13 protein-coding genes are annotated in these 18,281 nt (G+C 63.3%); 10 read left to right on the top strand and 3 right to left on the bottom strand.

All coding sequences use genetic code 11. The annotated features are described in order from the left end of the window. The first annotated feature begins 12 nt into the window (after positions 1–12). From CK218_RS04480 to CK218_RS04465, 4 genes are read left to right on the top strand one after another with little or no spacing between them, the layout of a single operon-like run. The gene (locus CK218_RS04480; protein ID WP_179294426.1) at positions 13–1,101 is read left to right on the top strand and encodes a DUF2169 domain-containing protein; all 1,089 of its coding nucleotides are present in this window, start codon (positions 13–15) and stop codon (positions 1,099–1,101) included. Next, positions 1,098–2,105, top strand: a complete 1,008-nt coding sequence (locus CK218_RS04475) for a hypothetical protein (RefSeq protein WP_143749599.1) — start codon at positions 1,098–1,100, stop codon at positions 2,103–2,105. The genes CK218_RS04480 and CK218_RS04475 overlap by 4 nt, the downstream gene beginning before the upstream one ends. A gap of 11 nt (positions 2,106–2,116) precedes the next feature. Then, on the top strand, positions 2,117–3,184 hold the full coding sequence (locus CK218_RS04470; RefSeq protein ID WP_066989084.1) for a PAAR-like domain-containing protein: 1,068 nt from the start codon (positions 2,117–2,119) through the stop codon (positions 3,182–3,184). Positions 3,185–3,192: 8 nt separating this feature from the next. Next, positions 3,193–4,068, top strand: a complete 876-nt coding sequence (locus CK218_RS04465; RefSeq protein WP_143749598.1) for a hypothetical protein — start codon at positions 3,193–3,195, stop codon at positions 4,066–4,068. 32 nt (positions 4,069–4,100) lie between these two features. On the opposite strand, the gene CK218_RS04460 is transcribed toward CK218_RS04465, so the two are convergent. The 3 genes from CK218_RS04460 to tssI are packed head-to-tail and all read right to left on the bottom strand — an operon-like array spanning position 4,101 to position 7,929. Beyond that, on the bottom strand, positions 4,101–5,168 hold the full coding sequence (locus CK218_RS04460) for a HEAT repeat domain-containing protein (protein WP_095826996.1): 1,068 nt from the start codon (positions 5,166–5,168) through the stop codon (positions 4,101–4,103). Then, positions 5,168–5,593 carry a DUF6484 domain-containing protein gene (locus tag CK218_RS04455; RefSeq protein ID WP_066989091.1) on the bottom strand — a complete coding sequence of 142 codons (426 nt, stop codon included), beginning with the start codon at positions 5,591–5,593 and terminating at the stop codon, positions 5,168–5,170. The genes CK218_RS04460 and CK218_RS04455 overlap by 1 nt, the downstream gene beginning before the upstream one ends. Positions 5,594–5,601: 8 nt before the next feature. Then, a complete protein-coding gene (gene tssI / locus CK218_RS04450) occupies positions 5,602–7,929 on the bottom strand; it encodes a type VI secretion system tip protein TssI/VgrG (RefSeq protein ID WP_095826995.1) in 2,328 nt (775 codons plus the stop codon). A 308-nt stretch (positions 7,930–8,237) separates the two neighbouring features. Here tssI and tagH point away from each other — a divergent pair, with 308 nt between their 5' ends. The 6 genes from tagH to CK218_RS04425 all read left to right on the top strand — a co-directional run bounded on the left by tagH (position 8,238) and on the right by CK218_RS04425 (position 18,250). Further along, positions 8,238–9,320 (top strand): type VI secretion system-associated FHA domain protein TagH, encoded by a 1,083-nt coding sequence (gene tagH / locus CK218_RS04445; RefSeq protein WP_095826994.1) that lies wholly within the window; start codon positions 8,238–8,240, stop codon positions 9,318–9,320. A 205-nt stretch (positions 9,321–9,525) separates the two neighbouring features. Continuing rightward, the gene (locus CK218_RS31035) at positions 9,526–9,708 is read left to right on the top strand and encodes a hypothetical protein (protein ID WP_245418631.1); all 183 of its coding nucleotides are present in this window, start codon (positions 9,526–9,528) and stop codon (positions 9,706–9,708) included. 133 nt (positions 9,709–9,841) lie between these two features. Then, positions 9,842–11,137 carry a type VI secretion system protein TssL, long form gene (tssL, locus tag CK218_RS04440; protein WP_245434887.1) on the top strand — a complete coding sequence of 432 codons (1,296 nt, stop codon included), beginning with the start codon at positions 9,842–9,844 and terminating at the stop codon, positions 11,135–11,137. A 25-nt stretch (positions 11,138–11,162) separates the two neighbouring features. After that, the gene (gene tssM, locus CK218_RS04435; protein ID WP_179294425.1) at positions 11,163–14,693 is read left to right on the top strand and encodes a type VI secretion system membrane subunit TssM; all 3,531 of its coding nucleotides are present in this window, start codon (positions 11,163–11,165) and stop codon (positions 14,691–14,693) included. A gap of 153 nt (positions 14,694–14,846) precedes the next feature. Continuing rightward, entirely contained in the window at positions 14,847–15,611 is a 765-nt protein-coding gene (locus CK218_RS04430; RefSeq protein ID WP_095826991.1) for a protein phosphatase 2C domain-containing protein, read from the top strand. Positions 15,612–15,616: 5 nt separating this feature from the next. After that, positions 15,617–18,250 (top strand): serine/threonine-protein kinase, encoded by a 2,634-nt coding sequence (locus CK218_RS04425; RefSeq protein WP_095826990.1) that lies wholly within the window; start codon positions 15,617–15,619, stop codon positions 18,248–18,250. Positions 18,251–18,281 lie beyond the last annotated feature (31 nt).

Here is an 18,281-nt window from a genome sequence, read left to right as displayed (position 1 = left end):
GGGACAAGTCTGATGTTCGTCAGTCAAAACACGACGCCGTTTCTCGCGGAGACTTTTCCCTATCAGGACAAGCATTGCGCGAAGTTCTGCGTTCTCGTCGTGCGAGCGACATACGACGTCGACGAGCAAGGCAACTGCACACCGAGCAAGCAGCAGTCGCCCTTCGTCTACGCTGATACCCATTACGGCGATCCGGAATTCACCTCCATCCGCGTCGAAACCGATTTCGCTCCCGTCAAACCCAAATGCGAGGTCCTACTCGACGCGGTGGCGATGGCCCCACAGGGGCGGCAGGCCGAATCGGTCGAAGTACGCCTGGTCGGCCCCGGATTAGACAAGTGCGCGGTGGTTACTGGCCAACGGCGCTGGTTCAGAGGCGGGCTGGGTATCCAGGCTTCGCGGCCGACCCCTTTCACCTCAATGCCGTTGGCATGGCACCTTGCCTTCGGCGGCACCGATCGCACGGATTCCGACCCAGCGAAGCATCGCAGCGACGCCGTCAACCCGATCGGCAGCGGCTACCTTGCCGGTCAGGGCAATATCGACGGCACCCCGCTGCCATGTGTCGAGCACCCGCAATCGCGGATGCGCATCTGGAACGATCGGCCGCATCCCGTCGGGTTCGGCCCTGTACCGCGCTTTGCGAAGGAACGCGCTCGCTATGCCGGCACCTACGACAAAAACTGGATGGAGAACGTGCTGCCATTCCTGCCGCAGGATTTCGATGACCGCTATTTTCAGGCGGCGCCGGAAGACCAATGGCTCGACAGATTGGGCGAGGGAATGGTCTTCGGCTGCATCGGGATGAACGAGAGAGGTCGGTTCGGGGTAAAACTGCCGAGACTGTCAGTGCCGGTGCGCTTCGTGTTCGACGACCATTTGGAACGGAAGACGATGGTGCCTGATACGCTCATCATCGTTCCGCACGAAAGCAGAATCGTACTGGTGGGCCGGTTAGGCACGAAGCTGCCGCGCAAGTTCGTGAGACTTGAGGAGGTTCAAGTCGGCAACGACCTCATCCCCCGCGAGGGCGAGAAACCGCACTATGCGGGGCTGGGAGTCGCAGTTGCCGCTCTGAAGGAGATAAGGCGCCTAAAATGACGGTCATTTCCTGCCTTAGCCTCGTGTCGCCGGTCGGCTATTCGGCGGGGAGTACGGCGGCCGCTATGCGGGCAAACATAGCAGCGTTCGCCGAACTTTCCTATCGCGATGCCGACGGCGAGCCAATACGTGGCGCGTCAGTGGATGCCCTGCCGGCGACGATGCGCGGCCGCGATCGCGTTGCTGCCCTGACGCGTCTGGCCGTCGATCAGGTCGACCCAAAACAGGCGGACCGGCTGCCTTGGGGCGAGATGCCGATCATCTTGTGCACGCGTGAACCGCAGGTTCCAGGCCCGCGCCTCAACGGTATTGCGGGCGGGCTGGCGCTGCCCAATGGCGCATCTCTTGTCGGACCGCATTCCGTGCATGTGACGGAAGGGGCCGTGTCCACCTTTGTCGGCGTCTGGCACGCGCGCAAGCTGCTCGCCGAACGCAAAGTTCCCGCCTGTATCATCCTGGCCGTGGATACGCTCATCGATTCGCGCACCCTCGGCTGGCTCGACAAGGCGGGCCGTCTCAAAACGAGCATCGTCACGGATGGCCTCATTCCTGGCGAGGCGGCGAGCATCTCCGTCGTCAGCGCTCGTCCGCTGCTCGAATCACATGTGACGGTGCATGGCCTCGGCTTGGCGCGCGAGACCGCGACAGTGGTCAACGAGGAGCCGTTACGCGCGGACGGCCTAGCCTCTGCGCTGCGGACGGCCCTGGCGGAAGCCAGGGTGGAGATTCACGATGTTGCCTTCCGCCTGTCCGACGTCGCCGGAGAATCCTACGCTTTCGAGGAATTGGTGGTGGCGCAAATGCGGGTGATGCGCACAGTCAGGCCGCAACAACTGGTCTGGCTGGCGGCGAGTTGCATCGGCGACTGCGGAGCGGCTGCGGGTTCCATCCAGTTCGCATGGGCCGAGCAAGCCTTCCGGCGCGGCTATGCACCCGGGCCTTCCGCGGTGCTCTACGGCAGTTCGACGTTTGGTAGCCGCGCAGCGGCGATCGTTACCGCATAGGGTTGAGAGAGATGACCAAGAACGTCTTCGCGGAAAAATGGGAGATTGCCGGAAAGAACGGCATGAACAAGTCGATCGCGCGGTTTCCGGATGTCTGCCTGTCGCCGCCATCCCCACCGGCTGGGCCCATCCCAATTCCCTACCCGGACACGTCGTTCTCTAACAATCTGAAGGAAGGCTCCGAGACCGTGCTGATCGGCGGTAAGCCCGCCGCGCTGGCGCAGAAATCCTACTACAAGGAGCCGATGCTCGGAAACGAGGCCGCAACCCGCACGTTCGGATCTTCGGTCGTGACCCACCAGATCACCGGCAAAACCTACTTTCAGGCTTGGTGCATGTCGGTGAAGTTCGAAGGCAAGAACGTCTGCCGCCATTTTGACATCACGACGAGCAACCATGCGTCCTATGTTGGCGCGACGCCGCCGGCGCCGCCGCTCGAGTCCCTCAATGCAAAGGATGCCAAGGCGGCCGCGAAGGCCGGGAACTGCCCGTGCTGCGGTGGCCCGCTGCACGAATGGCAGAAGGACCCTTCCACCGGCAAGGCCTATCCCGTGGTTAAGGAAAAGACGTTCTGGACGAACAAGATCAAGAAGATGAGGACTGGGAACGCCGCGCAGATTGCTAATAAGGCTCTCTACGAAGCCTCGCTAAAGAGGATGTTGCAACTTAAAGCAAAGCATCGCCGGCTGCGGAAAGCCGGCAAACCGGCTTGTCCGAATGTCCACAACAATGACAATCAGGGCTGCGCCATGTATTTCGACATTCCGAAGGGCGCGAGAACCTCTGGGGGGGTCAATACACCGGCGCAGGAAGCCAAGATTGCCTTTGAAGCGACCGGAGTGAAGGATGGCTGCATTCTTGCCTGGGAAACGGGGAAAGGCTCACCCATTAGAAGAGGGCCGAATGCTGTCGCCGGGAAGAAGTCCTACCATTCCTTGAACCACTTAACACCTCACATGGCCGGCGGATGCAACGAGCCATCAAACGTATGTCCACAGGATGTGATGGATACGGGTGAATGCCAGGAGATTGAGGACGCACAGACTATTCTTGAGAACGTAAACGATTGCATTCCATAGGCTTTACAATGTCGAAATACATTCAAGTTCCAGAATCCACTCTCAAGACCCTTTCGATAGGATTCCATGTTCCTGGAGTCGATTTGCGTTCTTATGATCCATTCCGGTTGCTTGGAAGCGATGAAACCTGGGAACAGATAGCAGGCCTCTTTCTGGCCTGTGAGTTGGGCGATTCTTCCGCGTTGCGCCGCATTCCCGCAATCATGAAGGGCAGCGATGCCTATCTCGTCTGGCGAGCGGTCACCAATTTGGCTGGCTTGGCCAGCACCCTTGGCTTTGTGAAGAACGTCTTCAAGCCGTTCGAGAAGGATGGCTCCGGATCGGAGTACTTCATGGCAACGGCGTTGGGCCTGACGCTAGACCCTGACGCGATCGGGCTGCTGCTGACCCTGCACAATGACGCAGCGGACGAAGAAACCCGCCATCAGATCGAGAGAGAATTGTCGTATCTGCTCGAGGACACCAACGGACCCATAAGCAGGGGCGCCGACGAGTCCATCGAATCCGAGGATGAAGATACCGTTCACATCGTCAATCGGCAGAAGTACTTTCCCAAGGTAGGGGACGCGTTGTCGCTGATGCGGGGCCAGCTTCCGGGTCCCAATACCCCCGTCCTCGGTGGCAAGATTTTCGACGTGGTCAAGCTCGCAAGGCAGCTGCTTGAACGGGTGGGCGGCGCGGCGCCGGAAATAGGCCGCGTTCATCGGCACCGTCTCATCTTCGAGGCCGCCACCGGCGTGAACTGTGCCGCCTTCTTTGACAGCCCGGTCAAACTCAATTCGCTTCAGGCGACGGCAATACTGGAGACATTCCTCGATAGCGATGACGTCAGAAGATTTGTCCCGGGACAAAGGTATTTTTTTGGCCATCCCATCGGCGCCTGATCCGACTGGAAATTGAGAGCTGTAACGTCGTTTCAGTTCCGTAGGGCGCCGGCCGCTCTGCCCCATTCAGCAACCTTATCGGCGAGCGGCACGCGTACGATGCTGTCGCTGAAGTAGTCGATGAAGTCCGGGCCAACCTCTTCCATGTCGGCGGAGGACAGCTCATCCCAAGGAGCTTCTGGAAATAACTCCGCAAATGATGCGCCCGCTGCGATCGATACCGGCGGCTCGCGCATCCTCTCGACAAGCCAGGCAAGCCGGCCGCGATCGCCCAACATGCCGATGCTGCGAACCGCGATTGAGGCGGTCTGGGGCGACTGCATTAATCCGCCGAGCCATGCCCGAACTTCCGTTTCAGGCCCGCCCTTGATCGCGGCGCGGAGCGCTATCAGCCTGTCCTTTCCCGGCGTTTCAACCGCTGCCCTCAATGCGTTTTGCGCCAACCGGGCATGACCCAGTTCAACCAGCGACCATGCCGACCAGAATCGCGCACCTTCGTCGGAATCGTTGAGCGCAGCGTTCGCCGCGCCGGCGAGATCGGCTCGTTTGAGGACGCCCACCAGCCGTAAGCCCGCCGCACGAACGCGGGGATCGGGATCGCGGGCTAACCGCGGCAGCAGGTTCTTTGGATCGACCGAATGCGCCAGACATGCAGAAACGCCGAGAAAGCGCTTGAAGGCGTCGGCATCGGTGATCCAGTCCCTCACATGCGGTCCGATTCGGTCGGCCGCATGCCACCGCAGCGCGCCGATGAACCCGGACGGGCTCGGTGTCAGCTCGCGGGCATGCCCCACCGCTTCTGAAAGCCTGAATGGATCGTTGAACTCGATCGCGGTCCAAGCAAAGGCAAACAGTTCCCCACTGTCAGGATAGTCTTGCAGTTGCTGGTGCAGGCTCGGCCACGCGGCCTGGCCTGCGATACGCAGTCCGTCCATGTTGGCTTCGATACGGTCGCCGATATCCTTAGCTGCCACCGCCGCGGGCGGCTCTTGCGCAAGAAGGCTCTCGCGCTGCACCCAAAGAAAGGCTACCTGTTCCGCGTGCTGTCTGACCACAAGGCCAGCGATGCGGGGGCGATGGAAGCTTTCGACCGGCGACATCAGTTCAGATTGATCGAGCCGCCACGGATATGATTCGGCCCGCTGGAGTGGCTGACCAAGTATGAACCGCGGATGACGATCTGCCCATCACTATCCATCACGATAGATGCCTTGCCGCAACGCAGTTCGAGCCGGTCATTGGCTCGGATGCGTACACGCTTGCCGTCGCTGATAACCTCGACGCCAGGCCTGCGCACTGGCTCGACGATGCGGCCGACGATCAGCGGCTTGCGCGGATCGCCCTCCTGGAAAAGCAAAGCCACTGCCTTGCCGACCATATCGGAAGACAATTCACTGAGGCTACGCGCAGGCTGCGCCGTTTCCTCAGGATTGCCGGCAAAGACCACGAGAGGTACGCCTTCTTCGCCGAACCCCATGAAGACTCCGATCACAACGCCATCGATCGTGCTCTTGACTCTGCCCATCACGTCCCTCAATTCTCGTTGATCTTCGAGCCTTTGATGATGACATCGCTCGATGCCTTGACGTTGATTTTCCCTGAACCCTTCACCGTGATGTCCTTGCCGTCGATGATGATGGTACCGTCCTTCTTCATCACGATCTTGGAGCTGCCGCACTTGAGGGTAATGTCGTCGGCTGCTTCCACTGACAGGCTTTTACCGACCTTGATGCCGGTATTCTCCTTCACGTCGGTAAGGCTGCCCTTCGCTACCTTCAGGATGTAACCGCCGCCGACGTCGGTGCTGTCGTTCGACTTGATGTTGGCAGCGCGTGAGGCGCCTACGTCGGTCACCTGGGACGCCGCGATGGCAACTGTCTGTCCGGCACCGATGCTAATGTCTTGTCCCGCGCCGATGGTCCAGGAGTCGCTAGCGCCGATGCTGTGGCTCTGGCTAATGCCGACGCTGACCGAGCGTGTCGCCCCGATCGTGTTCATTTGCGCCGCGCCTACCGTCCTCGCCTCAGCCGCCCCAACTGTATCCACACGCGCGGCACCCACCGTCACCGTCTGCACCAGCCCAACCGTCTGCGAGTGGTTGGCGTCGATATTCTCCGTCGAATTCGCAACAATGTGGATGGTCTCATTCGCATGGACCGTCAGCGAGCGGTTCGCCCCCACCGTTTCGGTGTCGTTCGACCCGATATTCGTCGTCTGGTCGACGCCGATCTTGACCGTCTTGTTGTTGCCGACGTCCTCGTCGAGGTTGTGGCCGACGGAGTGCTTGGCGTCGTGGTCGATGCGGTCGGACTGGTCGTGCTGGACCAGCTTGTTGCGGTCGTGCTTGATCAGCAGATGGTGGTCTTTCTGCGCCTGGAAATTGACCAGCTCGGAGCCCGCCTTGTCCTCGAACATCAGCTCGTTGTAACCGCCGCCGCCTTTCGAGGAGTTCGACTTCCAGCCCGACTGCGTCGCATTGCCCGGCAGCCCGTACGGCGGCATCTGCGAGGCGTTGTAGACCCGGCCGGTGATGATCGGCAGGTCCGGGTCGCCTTCGATGAAGTCGACGATCACCTCTTGGCCGATGCGCGGGATCTGGATAAAGCCCCAGCCGCTGCCGGCCCAGGTTTGCGACACCCGCACGAAGCAGGAAGAATTCTGGTCCTTCTTGCCGAGGCGGTCCCAGTGGAACTGCACCTTCACGCGCGCATATTTGTCGGTGAAGATTTCCTCGCCCGAGGGGCCCACCACCGTCGCTGTCTGTGGGCCGCGCATGATCGGCCGCGGGGTGATGCGCGGCGGCCGGTAGGGCAATGTGGCGGGCGCCACGCCGAGCACCACCTTGAAATTCTCGCTATGGGCCTCGTTCTGGGTCCGGTAGCCCGGATCGAACAGCCGGTACTCGGCGCTGATCACCAGATAGTCCTGGTTCTGGTCGTCGCGCGGAAAGCTTTCCAGCTTGAACTTGCAGCCAGAGAAGAGGCCGCGCACGGTGCCCACCGCCGTGCTGCGCTGGTGCACGGCCTGAAGCTCCTCGCGGCGAATTCCCGCAATCGTGTCGCCTCGCCCGACATCGAGATGCGCGCCGGGCTGGCGATAGTTTTCGCCCGCGGCCTCCTTGTGGCTGAACGGCTGGGCGGACTTCGCCATCAAATCCGCGCCGGGCTTCTCGAAATCAAAGTCGGTGTGGGCATAGGCCCCCGGCCGCACCGCGCTGCCTGGAATCCATTCGGTGATGTACTCGACGTCGCGCCGCGAGCCCTGGCCCTCGAAATTGTAGAGCACCTTCTCGTAGCCGGGTGCCGGCTTCAGCTTGCTCATCGCGTCGCAGAGCACCAGGGTATGCTTACCCTCGTCATGCTCGAAGAAATAGAAGATGCCCTCGTGCTCGAGCAGCCGTTGCACGAAATCCAGATCGCTCTCGTCATACTGGACGCAATATTCGCGCTGCGGATAAGACCCTTGCAGCCGCTTCTCGAATTTCGCGATGCCGTATTTCGAGAAGATTTTCTCGACGATCTCGACCGCCGTCATATTCTGAAAGATGCGGCAATCGGTGGTGTTGCCGAGGAACCAGAGCCATGGCCTGACCATCGCCTCGTAAAAGGCGAGCCTGTCCTCGATGCGGATGAGCTTGAATTCCGACACAAGGCCGCTGAACCAGCGTTTCGGATCGGATTCGCCCTCGACCGAAACGACGCCGCCCAGCATCTTCAGCGGATCGACGTCCTGGCTCTTGGAGACGAAACCGACCGTATAGGCGAAACAACGGCTGATCTCGTCGCGCCCGACGAGATGGGTGAAGGTCAGCACATCGCCGCCGACGGGTGTCTGCACAACCGTGGCGCGTTCGTTCGGCATGGGTCGTGCCCCTCCTGGACGCGGCCGCCAGTATGATGGATTGAAGCCCCCGCTATGTTAACCGCATCACGTTCGGGAACTTTTCGCACCCACCGCACTGGACCTTTTTCAGCCTAGCACATGTTTGGTGGCGGCCAAACAACAGCTGTGGCTAAACCCGCCAAGCGCCGGTGTGAAACGCTCCTCTCCCGCCGCGCTCGCAAGCTGCTAGAATGCCAGGGCAATTCCCGGAACACCGCATAGCGATTTTCCGTTCGGAGTTGCGTGAAGAATAAGCATTTGTTGACCAAGTTCGGCGACGCTTCCGGATGTTCATCTCGCTCCAGATCAGCAATGTCGACAGGCTGCCATCCGGCGCCGCCGCGAGCTACGCCGCCCGCGACCGCAGTTTCGAGATCGGGCGCGAGAATTGCGACTGGACGCTTTCCGATCCGGACAAGATCATCTCGGGCCGGCATTGCGAAGTCCGCTTCCAGGCGGGCGGCTTCTGGCTCTACGACATCTCGCGCAACGGCACTTTCGTCAACGGCTCCAGTCAGCGCATGGCCGGTCCGCATCGGCTGGCGCATGGCGATCGGATGCTGATCGGCCGCTATGTCGTTGCGGTATCAATTGACGAGGAAGGCGCCGCCGCCGGCCACCCGCGAACCCGGCCAGCGTCGACGCAACGCGAACTGCCGCCATCGACGGGCAAACCGCTGGAGCTCGGCAAAGAGCCCTTCTTCAGTCGGACGGAACAGCGGCCCGGGACGGGAGCGGCATCGACATCTTCGGCGCTGCGGCCGCCCCCAGCGCCGGCGAAGCCGGGTAGCCAGCCGGCGGGAACCGATATGCTGCTGCAGGATATCGCGAGGGCGGCCGGCATTTCGCCCGACCTGTTTCAATCGCGCGATCCGCATGAGGTGGCCGCCGAGATCGGTACCGTGCTCAGAACCACGGTCGAGCAACTGTCGCTGCTGCTTAAGGCGCGCGCGGCGGCCAAGGTGCTGGCCAAGAGCGCCAACCGCACGATGATCAGCGCCGAAAACAACAACCCGCTGAAATTCGTTCCCGGCACCGACGACATACTGGAGATCATGTTCGCCAAACGCCGGACCGGCTATCTCGACGCCGCGCACAGCGTCGAGGACGCCTTCCGGGACCTCAAGACGCATGAATTGGCAACTTACGCCGCCATGCAGGCAGCGCTTTCCAGGCTGCTCGACGACCTGTCGCCGGAAGCCATCGCCAGGAAGCTCCCGCCGGCCTCCTTCTCATCCAAGAAGAGCCAGGCGTGGGATGCCCTCGTCGCCACCTGGCGGACGATGGAGGAGAAGCATGAAAACGGCATGCTCGACGTCTTCCTGGTCTATTTCAGCGAAGCCTATGCCAAGGCCAGCAAGCAGAAGTAGGTGGACCCGGGCTATGTGACGGGTCTCACAGAAGAAAGCGCTGCTTCGAGCATCCTGCTTTCCGATTTCAATCAGCTGCCTGTACGGTTAGGATAGCGTACGGAAGCTTGCCTGGCGGGCAAAGCGGCGTGGCTTGGGGCGTGTGCAGCAATGTCATGTTTCGGCGAGATGAGCCTTTCCATCCGGCCCGCCCCCAAAGCTCGGCTTGAAAAGCCGCAAGCCGACCTCATTTCCCGTCAAGGAAATGTTCGCCGCGCCGCGACGGTGGATCGCCGATGAGTTCGAAGGACGATCCCTCCCGGCCGGCGGACAAGACCGTCATCCGAGCGCCACGGCCAAGACAACGCTCGCCCGCGGCTCCCGCGAGTTCTTCTTCGGCTGGCGCTGAGCCCGCTGCGCCACCCGCCAGGGAATCGACGGTTTTCGACGCCGGCGTCGGCAGGCGGATGCCGACAGGCTGGTCCTCCGGAACCGTGGTCGTTCAAAACGCGGTTCCAGGGGCTGCAGCGGCGGCACCCGCCTTGCAACAGGAAATCCTGCTCAGCGCCGCGGATGGCGTGAAATACGCCGCGGCAAATCCAGTCCTCGCTGCGGCGGCGCCCTTGCTGGTGCTGTTCAGCCAGCTGCGGCTGATGCCGGTCGAGCGGCAGGCGGCCCCTTTGGCAGAGCACATCACCGAAGCGATCGAGACATTCGAGCGGGAGATGGCGAAAGCCGGCATCGCCGAGGAAGACGCGCGGATTGCTAAATTTGCTCTATGCGAAACCGCCGACGATCTGGTCGGCAACCTGCCCTGGCCGAAGGACGACGGCTGGAGCGCGCACAGCCTGGTGGCTCGGTTCTTCCACACCAAGCCCACCGGCGCCGGTTTCTACGAGGCGCTGAACAAGATCCTGGGCCGGCCGGAGGGTCATAACGACCTGCTCGAACTGATGCATGCCTGCCTCTCGCTCGGGTTCGAGGGGCAGTATCGTGGGAGGGTCGGCGAACGGGACGCGCTCGAACGCGTCCGGCGCGACGTCTACGACACGATCCGCTATTTTCAACCGCGCGCCGGGGACGGCATCTCGCCCCATTGGCAAGGCATGGCGGCGGCGCTGTCAAAGCCCCAGGCGCGGCTGCCGCTATGGGCGGTCGCGGCCGCCGCCGCGACCCTGGTCACGGCGGCCTTCTTCGGACTACGGATCCTGATCACCGACGAGGGCGACGCAACAGCCAGCGAATTGCTGGCGCTCAATCCCTCAACGCCGGTCACCATCGAGCGCGCGAGCGTCGCTCCTGTTGCCGAGCCGGCGGTAGCCGCCCCGCCGGAAGCCACCCCGTCGCCGCCTGCCGTTCCCACCGTCACCCAGATCGACGTTCCCACCATCACCCAGATCGACCGCATCCGCGCCGCGCTCGCCAACGAAATCGCCGGCGGCGGGCTGATGGTCGGCACAAAGGGCAACTTCATCGTGGTCGAAATCAGCAACCAGCTCTTGTTCGCGCCCGGGCAAGCCGAGCTGAAGCCGGAGTTCCAGCCCATTGCGGCGGACATCGCCACGGCTCTCAATGCCGAGCCCGGACCGATATGGATCGTCGGCCACACCGACAATGTGAAGCCGAAGAAGTCGAGCCAGTTCAAATCGAACTTCGATCTTTCCGTCGCGCGCGCCAAAGCCGTCCAGGCGATGGTGGCGAACGAGCTCAAGGACCCGTCGCGGGTCGGGGTCGATGGCAAGGGCGAGGACGAACCGATCGCCGACAATGCGACGGCTGATGGCCGCGCCAAAAACCGCCGCATCGACGTGATGATCCCGAAGGAGGAGACGTTGTGAGCGCGCGCGGCGTGGAGCGGCACTGATGCGCTGGGTGCTGCGGCTGTTCAGCCTGCTCGCGCTTGCCGGCTTCTCGGCTGCGGTCTGGTATGCCGGGCCGCTGATCCGGTATGCCGATACACGTCCGCTCGGACCGGTCTGGCTCCGGACAACGATCATCGGCGTGGCCGTTGCGCTGCTCGCGCTCTTCTACGGCATCCGCTTCTGGCGAGCGCGCAAGGCGCAGAACGCGCTTGAAACGGGCATCGTACGCAGCGGCGACCGCAACGACGATTCAGGGGTGCTCGAAGCGCGTATGAGCGAGGCCATCGCGACCCTGAAGCAGTCGAGCGGCAGGCGCAACTTCCTCTATGAGATCCCCTGGTACATCATCATCGGCCCGCCGGGCGCCGGCAAAACGACGGCGCTGGTCAATTCGGGGCTGAAATTTCCGCTTGCCGGCTCCGGCAATGCCCAGCCGCTGGCCGGAGTCGGCGGCACGCGGTCCTGCGACTGGTGGTTCACCGAGGATGCCGTGCTGATCGATACGGCCGGCCGCTACACGACGCAGGATTCGGATGCCGAGCGCGACAAGGCGAGCTGGCTCGGCTTCCTTGGACTGCTCAAGAAGTACCGCACCCGGCAGCCGATCAACGGCGTGATCCTCGCCATCAGCGTCGCCGATCTGATCGGCTTCGACGACCAGCAGCTCGATGCGCATGTCACCGAGATACGAAGCCGGCTGCGGGAGCTGCACGAGACGCTGAAGATCCAGTTCCCGGTCTATCTGCTCTTCACCAAGGCGGACCTCGTTGCCGGCTTCATGGACTATTTCGGCGATTTCGATGAAGTCCGCCGGCGCAAGGTCTGGGGTGCGACGTTCCAGACCACCGACCGCAACAGGAACATGGTCAGCGAAACCTCGGCCGAGTTCGACGCGCTGGCCAGGCAGCTTGCGGACGAGATCGCCGACCGCCTGCAGGACGAGACTGATCCGGTGGCGCGCATCGCGATCTTCGGCTTCCCGGCCCAATTCGCCGCGCTGCGAACCCGCGTCGTGCGGTTCGTCACCAGCCTTTTCGATGCCTCGCGGGCCCACGTGAATGTCAGCCTGCGCGGCCTCTATTTCTCGTCGGGCACGCAGGAAGGAACACCGATCGACCAAGTGCTGGGCGCGATCGGCCGCAATTTCGGCAGTGCTTCGCAGGCGCATTTTTCCGGTACCGGCAAGAGCTTTTTCCTGCATGATCTTCTGGCGAAGGTGATCTTCCCCGAGGCCGGCTGGGTCTCGTTCGACAAGACAGCGGAGCGGCGCGCCAGGCTCGCCAGGTTTGGCAGCCTCGCCGCAATCGCATTGGCAGCTTTTGCAGCGCTCGGCGTGCTGGGCCTCAGCTACTTTGCCAACAAGTCGCTGATCGGCTCCACGAGACAGGCGATGGCGCAGTATCGCGACAGCGCGGATTCGCTGCTCAGGAGCACGACCGTCACCGATGTCGATCTCGAGAACGTCATCGGCCCGCTCGATCAACTGCGCAACCTGCCGGCGGGATATGAGACCGCCGGCCAAACGAAGCCGATCGAGGAGAGTTTCGGGCTCAGCCAGCGGGAGAGGCTTCTGTCGGCGTCGAAATCCGCCTATCGGCAGGCGCTGGAGCGTAGCTTCCGCTCGCGTCTGCTGGTTCAGGCGGAGCGCACGATCCAGGCCAAGATGGCCGACCCGATCGCGCTCTACGAACCGTTGAAGATCTATCTGATGCTGGGCGGCAAGGCGCCCAAGGTCGACGACGAGTTGATCGTCTCCTGGATGAAGCAGGATTGGGAGGAAAACCGCTACCCCGGCGAGAACAACCGCGAAGGCCGCGCGCAGCTCGAAAAGCATCTGCGCGCCATGCTGGCGCTCGACGATGCCTACGACCCGGTGTTCGAGCTCAACCAGCCGCTGGTCGAGGCCGCGCAACGCTCGCTCGGACGCATGAGCCTTGCCGACCGCGCGTCGGCGCTGATCAGATCGGCGGTCTATGCGGCAAGGCTCCAGGATTTTTCCGTTGCCGCCAAAGCCGGTCCGGAGGCGCAGCTGCTGTTCGAACGCATGGACGGCGCAGAGCTCGCCGACCTTGGCGTTCCCGGCCTCTACACCAAGGCGGGGTTCAACGGTTTCTACCTGCCGCAGCTCTCGCGCATCGCGCAAATGCTGGTCGATGACCAGTGGGTTCTCGGCGGCGGCGGCGAGCAGGGCGGCATCGATCAGGACCTGCCCAGGCTCGGCCCCGAACTCATCGATCGCTACGGCAAGGAGTTCGCCTCCGCCTGGAACGGCGCGCTCGACCAATTGAAATTCAAGGCGATGCTGAAGGACAAGCCGCAATATATCACGCTCTCGGCCGCCGCCTCGCCGGGCTCGCCGCTGGACCGGCTGTTCACGGCCATTGCCGATGAAACCGCCCTGACAAAAGACGGCGCCGCCTTCGCAGGCGACACCGGAACGGCGCAGCAGGACCCGGTCGTTATGGCCAAGGGTCTCGCCCGCATCGGTCTGCAGATCGCCGGCGGCAAGTCGCAGAGCCGCGCCGGGGCAAGCTCGTCCGCCACGCAGAATGCCGGCGCCACCGTCGAGGCGCAGTTCAGGCCGTTCCAAGCGCTGGTGAGCGGCTCCAGCGGTCGCCGCCCGCTCGATGCGCTGACGCAAAACTTCCACGACATCTACCAGAGCGTGAAGCTGGCAGCGGATGTCCCCGCGCAGACGGAGCGCGTCAACGCGAACCTGAAGCTGCAGATTTCGACGATGCGCGCCAATGCCTCGCGCCTGCCCAAGCAGCTCGCGCGCATGGTCGACGCGGCGGCGGACGAGTTCGAAGGCAATGTCGCCGAGACTTCGGTAGCCAACCTCAACCAGATGCTCGACGAGACGGTCACGCGCCCCTGCGAGGAAGCCGTCAACGGCCACTATCCCTTTGCCGGCGACGGCAGCGAGGAAATCTCTCTTGCCGATTTCGCCAAGCTGTTCGCACCGGGCGGCCTGATGGACCGTTTCTTTGCGCAGAACCTGGCGCCGCTGATCGACATGACAGGCCAGGACTGGACCTGGAAGCAGGAGGCCCGCTCCAGCCGCGACCTCGCCAAATCGACCTTGAACGCGTTCCAGGCGGCGGCGGAAATCCGCAGCGCCTTCTTCCCCTCCGGCGGTTCGGCGCCGTCGGTCTCGATCACCTTCACGCCCTCCTCTCTGAACAGCGAGGTCGATAGCGCGGTGCTCAACGTAGATGGGCAGACGGTGCAAAGCACGCAGGCCGGCAATGCGCCGAGCACGGTGACATGGCCGGGCGGCGGCGCTTCCGGATCCGCGAGCCTCAGCCTGACGCCGGAGATGCCCGGCCGCGAGTCCGCCCTCAAATTCGAAGGGCCATGGGCTCTGAAGCGCCTGCTGGACAAGGCGAGCGTCACCAGCAACGGCGCCGGCGCCGAGGCGCGCTTCGTGATCGGCGGACGCGATGTCGCCTACAAGATGGAGAGCGGCTCTGGCGCCAATCCCTTCCTGCTCCCGGCGCTGTCCGGGTTCAGCTGTCCGAAGGCATTCTGAGATGGCGCTGTCATGGTCGATCGGATCGTTCCCGAGCACCACCGTCTCTCGCCTTCATTTTGATACTCTAAAGTATGCGCTTGTGGCAAACTGGCCTGGGCACGCGGCCCATCGTTCGTCACAGAGGACGCTCGCGAAGCGCTTGGTGGCAAATTGAGCACTGTCGCCCTTTCCATTGAGAGTTTCGGCGTCAGCCACAAAGGCTGTGTGCGCGACCACAACGAAGACAACTATCTGGTCGAGCAACAAGCCGGCCTTTGGGTGGTGGCCGACGGAATGGGCGGCCATGAGGCCGGCGAGGTCGCTTCGGCCAGCATCGTCGACCACCTGGCGACGATCGGCATTGCGAGCTCGGCGCCGGACCTTCGCGCCCGTTTCGAGGACCGGCTGAGCCGCGCCAATGCCGAGATCCGCAACATATCGCGTTCGCGCGGCATCACCATCGGCTCCACCTTCGCCGCCCTGCTCGCCATGGAGGGGCGGTTCGCGGGCCTGTGGGCCGGCGACAGCCGCATCTATCTGGTACGCGGCGGCGCTATCTCGCAGATTTCCAGGGATCATACCGAAGTCCAGGAGCTGCTAGACCGGGGCATGATCAGCGCCGAGGAAGCGCTCACCTGGCCGCGCCGCAATGTGATCACCCACGCCGTCGGGGTCAGCGACGAACTCGAGATCGATTTTCAGCAAGGCGAGCTGATGCCGGGGGATATCTTCGTATTGAGCACCGACGGGCTCACCGCGCATGTCAGCGACGCGGAGATCGAAGGGGCGGTGAAGTCCGCGCCGCCGCAAGCCGCGTGCGAGAAGCTGCTGGAGACGGTGCTGGCGCGCGGCGGAACGGACAATGTCACCATCGTGCTGGTCAGGATCGGCGACGGACGCAACGGACCGCTCGATGCGGATCGGTCCAGGGGCTGAGACAGATGAGCGACGACGACAGGACGCGGATTTCGCCGAACCTCGCAAATACTGGCGTCGGCACGCAGCTCAGCGGCATCTACGAGCTCGACGAGCGCATCGCATCCGGCGGCATGGGCGAAGTCTATCGCGGCCACAATATCCAGACCGGCGACCATGTCGCGATCAAGATCGTGCTGCCCGAGTTCGCGCGCGACCAAACCATTCTGTCGCTGTTCCGCAAGGAAGCCTCGATCCTCAACCATTTGTCGCATGACGCGGTGGTGCGATACCACGTCTTCACCATCGATCCGGGGATCGGCCGCCCCTACCTGGCGATGGAGTTCGTCGACGGCCAGTCGCTGTTCGATGTCATGCGGCGCGGCCCGATGGCGCCACCGGACGTGCGTCGGCTTTGCCATCGCCTCGCCTCGGGCCTGAGCGCCGTGCATCAGGCCGGCGCGGTCCACCGCGACCTTTCGCCCGACAACATTATCCTGCCGGGCGGCCGGGTCGAGCGAGCCAAGATCATCGACTTCGGCATCGCGCGCTCGGCGAATGTCGGCGGCGAGACGCTGATCGGCGGCAAATTCGCCGGCAAATACAATTACGTCTCGCCCGAACAGCTCGGCCTTTATGGCGGGGAGGTCGCCGAGCAATCCGATATCTACAGCCTCGGCCTGGTGCTGGCGGCCGCGCTGCGCGGGAAGCCGCTCGACATGAGCGGCTCGCAATATGAGGTCATCGAGAAGCGCCGCACCGTGCCGGACTTGTCGGACATCGATCCCGATTTCCGCGAACTCATCGAAGCGATGTTGCAGCCGGATCCTCAAGACCGGCCCGCCAGCATGGCCGAGATCGCCAGGGCAACGCGTGACGACGATCTCGACGCGACCTTGCCGCCGCCCGGATCGTTTGCTCCGCGGGAACGATCCGGCTTGCCACGCGCCGGCTGGACGGCCTTGCCAAACACCAGTCCCCCGGCTTCTGCTGTTCCCGACGAACCGCGTTTCGTTCCGCATGTGCGGCCTGCGCACCTGTCGCAACCGAGGCCGGCGCCGGCGGCGGCTCCGGCCAGTGCGTCAAGCCGACCTGCGGAGCGAAAGCCCTCGCGGATCCCGGCCATAACGGGCGGCGTCGCGGTTCTGGCAGTCCTGGCGGCGGCCGGTGTCTATTTCAGCGGCGCGTTGGTCACTCCGCCCGCCGTTGAAAAGCCTGGGCCTCTTACGCCGAAGCCGGCGGCAAAACCCGTCGCGGAAGCGCCCAAGCCGGTAGCGGAGGCACCGACGCCTCAGCCAGAAGCACCGCAACCTCGGCGGCAAGCGCCGGCCGAACCGCAGCCGGAAGAACCGAAGGCGGACAGCTCAGCCACCGTTGAGCCGGCAAAGCCTGCCGCTCCGGCTCTGCCGCAACCGCAAGACACGACACAACCCGTCCAGAAGCAGGCCGAGACTGAGCAGAAGCCGACACAGCCGGCCCCATCGGCTGCGCCGCAACCGCAGGACAAGACCGCCCAGAAACAGGCGCAAGTAGAGACCGGACAGAAATCCGAGCCGACACCGCCTGCCCTTTCAGAGAGCCTGGCCAAAAACAACGAGGCGAAAGCCTCGCAGCCGGCGGAGGCCGAACCGGCTCAGCCGTCGGTCGAGAACTTGCCGGCACCCCTGCCGAAAGCAGCGGAAAACCAAAAGCCGTCGAGCCCGACGGCGGAAGCTGCTGCGGCGCCGGAAGCAAAACCGCCGGCGACGAAACCGAGCGCATCCGACCTCGTCGACGCTCTGTCCAAATTGTCGAAGTCGAAGACGCCGGCGCCGCAAGTTACGGAAAACCAAAATCAGGCGCCGGCTTCGACTGCGCGCCAGCCGGCAGCGCCCGAAGCGGCTACTCAGCCGGCAAGGCCGAAAGTCTCGACCACACAACCGGCACCACTGCCGCAGCCACCGCCGGCCAACAAGCCATCTCAAAATACCGACGTCGCAATCAATCTGCCAAAGCCCCAGGTTCCGCCGCCGGCAAACAAAACCGACGCGTTGGCTCAGCGCGCCTCCTGGGTGCGCGACTTCAGCGGCGGCAATTGCTTCTACGCGACCCTGACATCGGCAACGGGCACATCCGCGGCCATCGAGGGATTCGGAACCGCCGTGCAGCCTTTCGAGCAACTGCTTGGTGCGTTCCAGTCCAGGTTCAACGTCGAGCCGGACATCAGCGTGCGCCTGATTACCCCATCACAATGCGGCGTACCCACCTTCCTGCACCTTCTCGACCGAAGCGAGGCTGAACGACCGCAGCTCGTGCTCGACCGGACATCGGTGCCCGACGGATCACCGATCAGCGGCACGCTGGTGACGCGCGGGGGGCTCATCTCCAGCGTGTTGCTGATCAACCACAATGGCACCGCCTTCAACCTCGACAGCCGCATGGTCGCGCAGCCGGACAGGGCGACCTTCAAGATCGCCATCGATCTCGCCGCTGACGACAAGGCGGCCGGCAAGGCTTTGCCTCAGGTCATCCTGGTGATCACCGGGCCACGGGACGTCCAGGCCGCGATGTTTGCGGGCCCGACCCCCGCCTCGGAAGTGCTGCCCCGGATCCTTAAGGAGATCCAGGCGGACGACTCCGGATTTTCGGCCACCGCCAAGTATTTCCGGCTTGGCGGATAGCGCCGACGCCGATGGTTCTCTGCCGCCTGCT

Source organism: Mesorhizobium sp. WSM3879, from assembly GCF_002294915.1.
Classification (GTDB): Bacteria; Pseudomonadota; Alphaproteobacteria; order Rhizobiales; family Rhizobiaceae; genus Mesorhizobium.
Note: the sequence above shows the minus strand (reverse complement) of the source record. Positions and strands in the feature narration are given on the sequence as shown.

Coding starts and splice junctions, on each gene's coding strand:
- CK218_RS04480 (WP_179294426.1), top strand. CDS start 13: ATGTTCGTCAGTCAAAACACGACGCCGTTTCTCGCGGAGACTTTTCCC.
- CK218_RS04475 (WP_143749599.1), top strand. CDS start 1,098: ATGACGGTCATTTCCTGCCTTAGCCTCGTGTCGCCGGTCGGCTATTCG.
- CK218_RS04470 (WP_066989084.1), top strand. CDS start 2,117: ATGACCAAGAACGTCTTCGCGGAAAAATGGGAGATTGCCGGAAAGAAC.
- CK218_RS04465 (WP_143749598.1), top strand. CDS start 3,193: ATGTCGAAATACATTCAAGTTCCAGAATCCACTCTCAAGACCCTTTCG.
- CK218_RS04460 (WP_095826996.1), bottom strand. CDS start 5,168: ATGTCGCCGGTCGAAAGCTTCCATCGCCCCCGCATCGCTGGCCTTGTG.
- CK218_RS04455 (WP_066989091.1), bottom strand. CDS start 5,593: ATGGGCAGAGTCAAGAGCACGATCGATGGCGTTGTGATCGGAGTCTTC.
- tssI (WP_095826995.1), bottom strand. CDS start 7,929: ATGCCGAACGAACGCGCCACGGTTGTGCAGACACCCGTCGGCGGCGAT.
- tagH (WP_095826994.1), top strand. CDS start 8,238: ATGTTCATCTCGCTCCAGATCAGCAATGTCGACAGGCTGCCATCCGGC.
- tssM (WP_179294425.1), top strand. CDS start 11,163: ATGCGCTGGGTGCTGCGGCTGTTCAGCCTGCTCGCGCTTGCCGGCTTC.
- CK218_RS04425 (WP_095826990.1), top strand. CDS start 15,617: ATGAGCGACGACGACAGGACGCGGATTTCGCCGAACCTCGCAAATACT.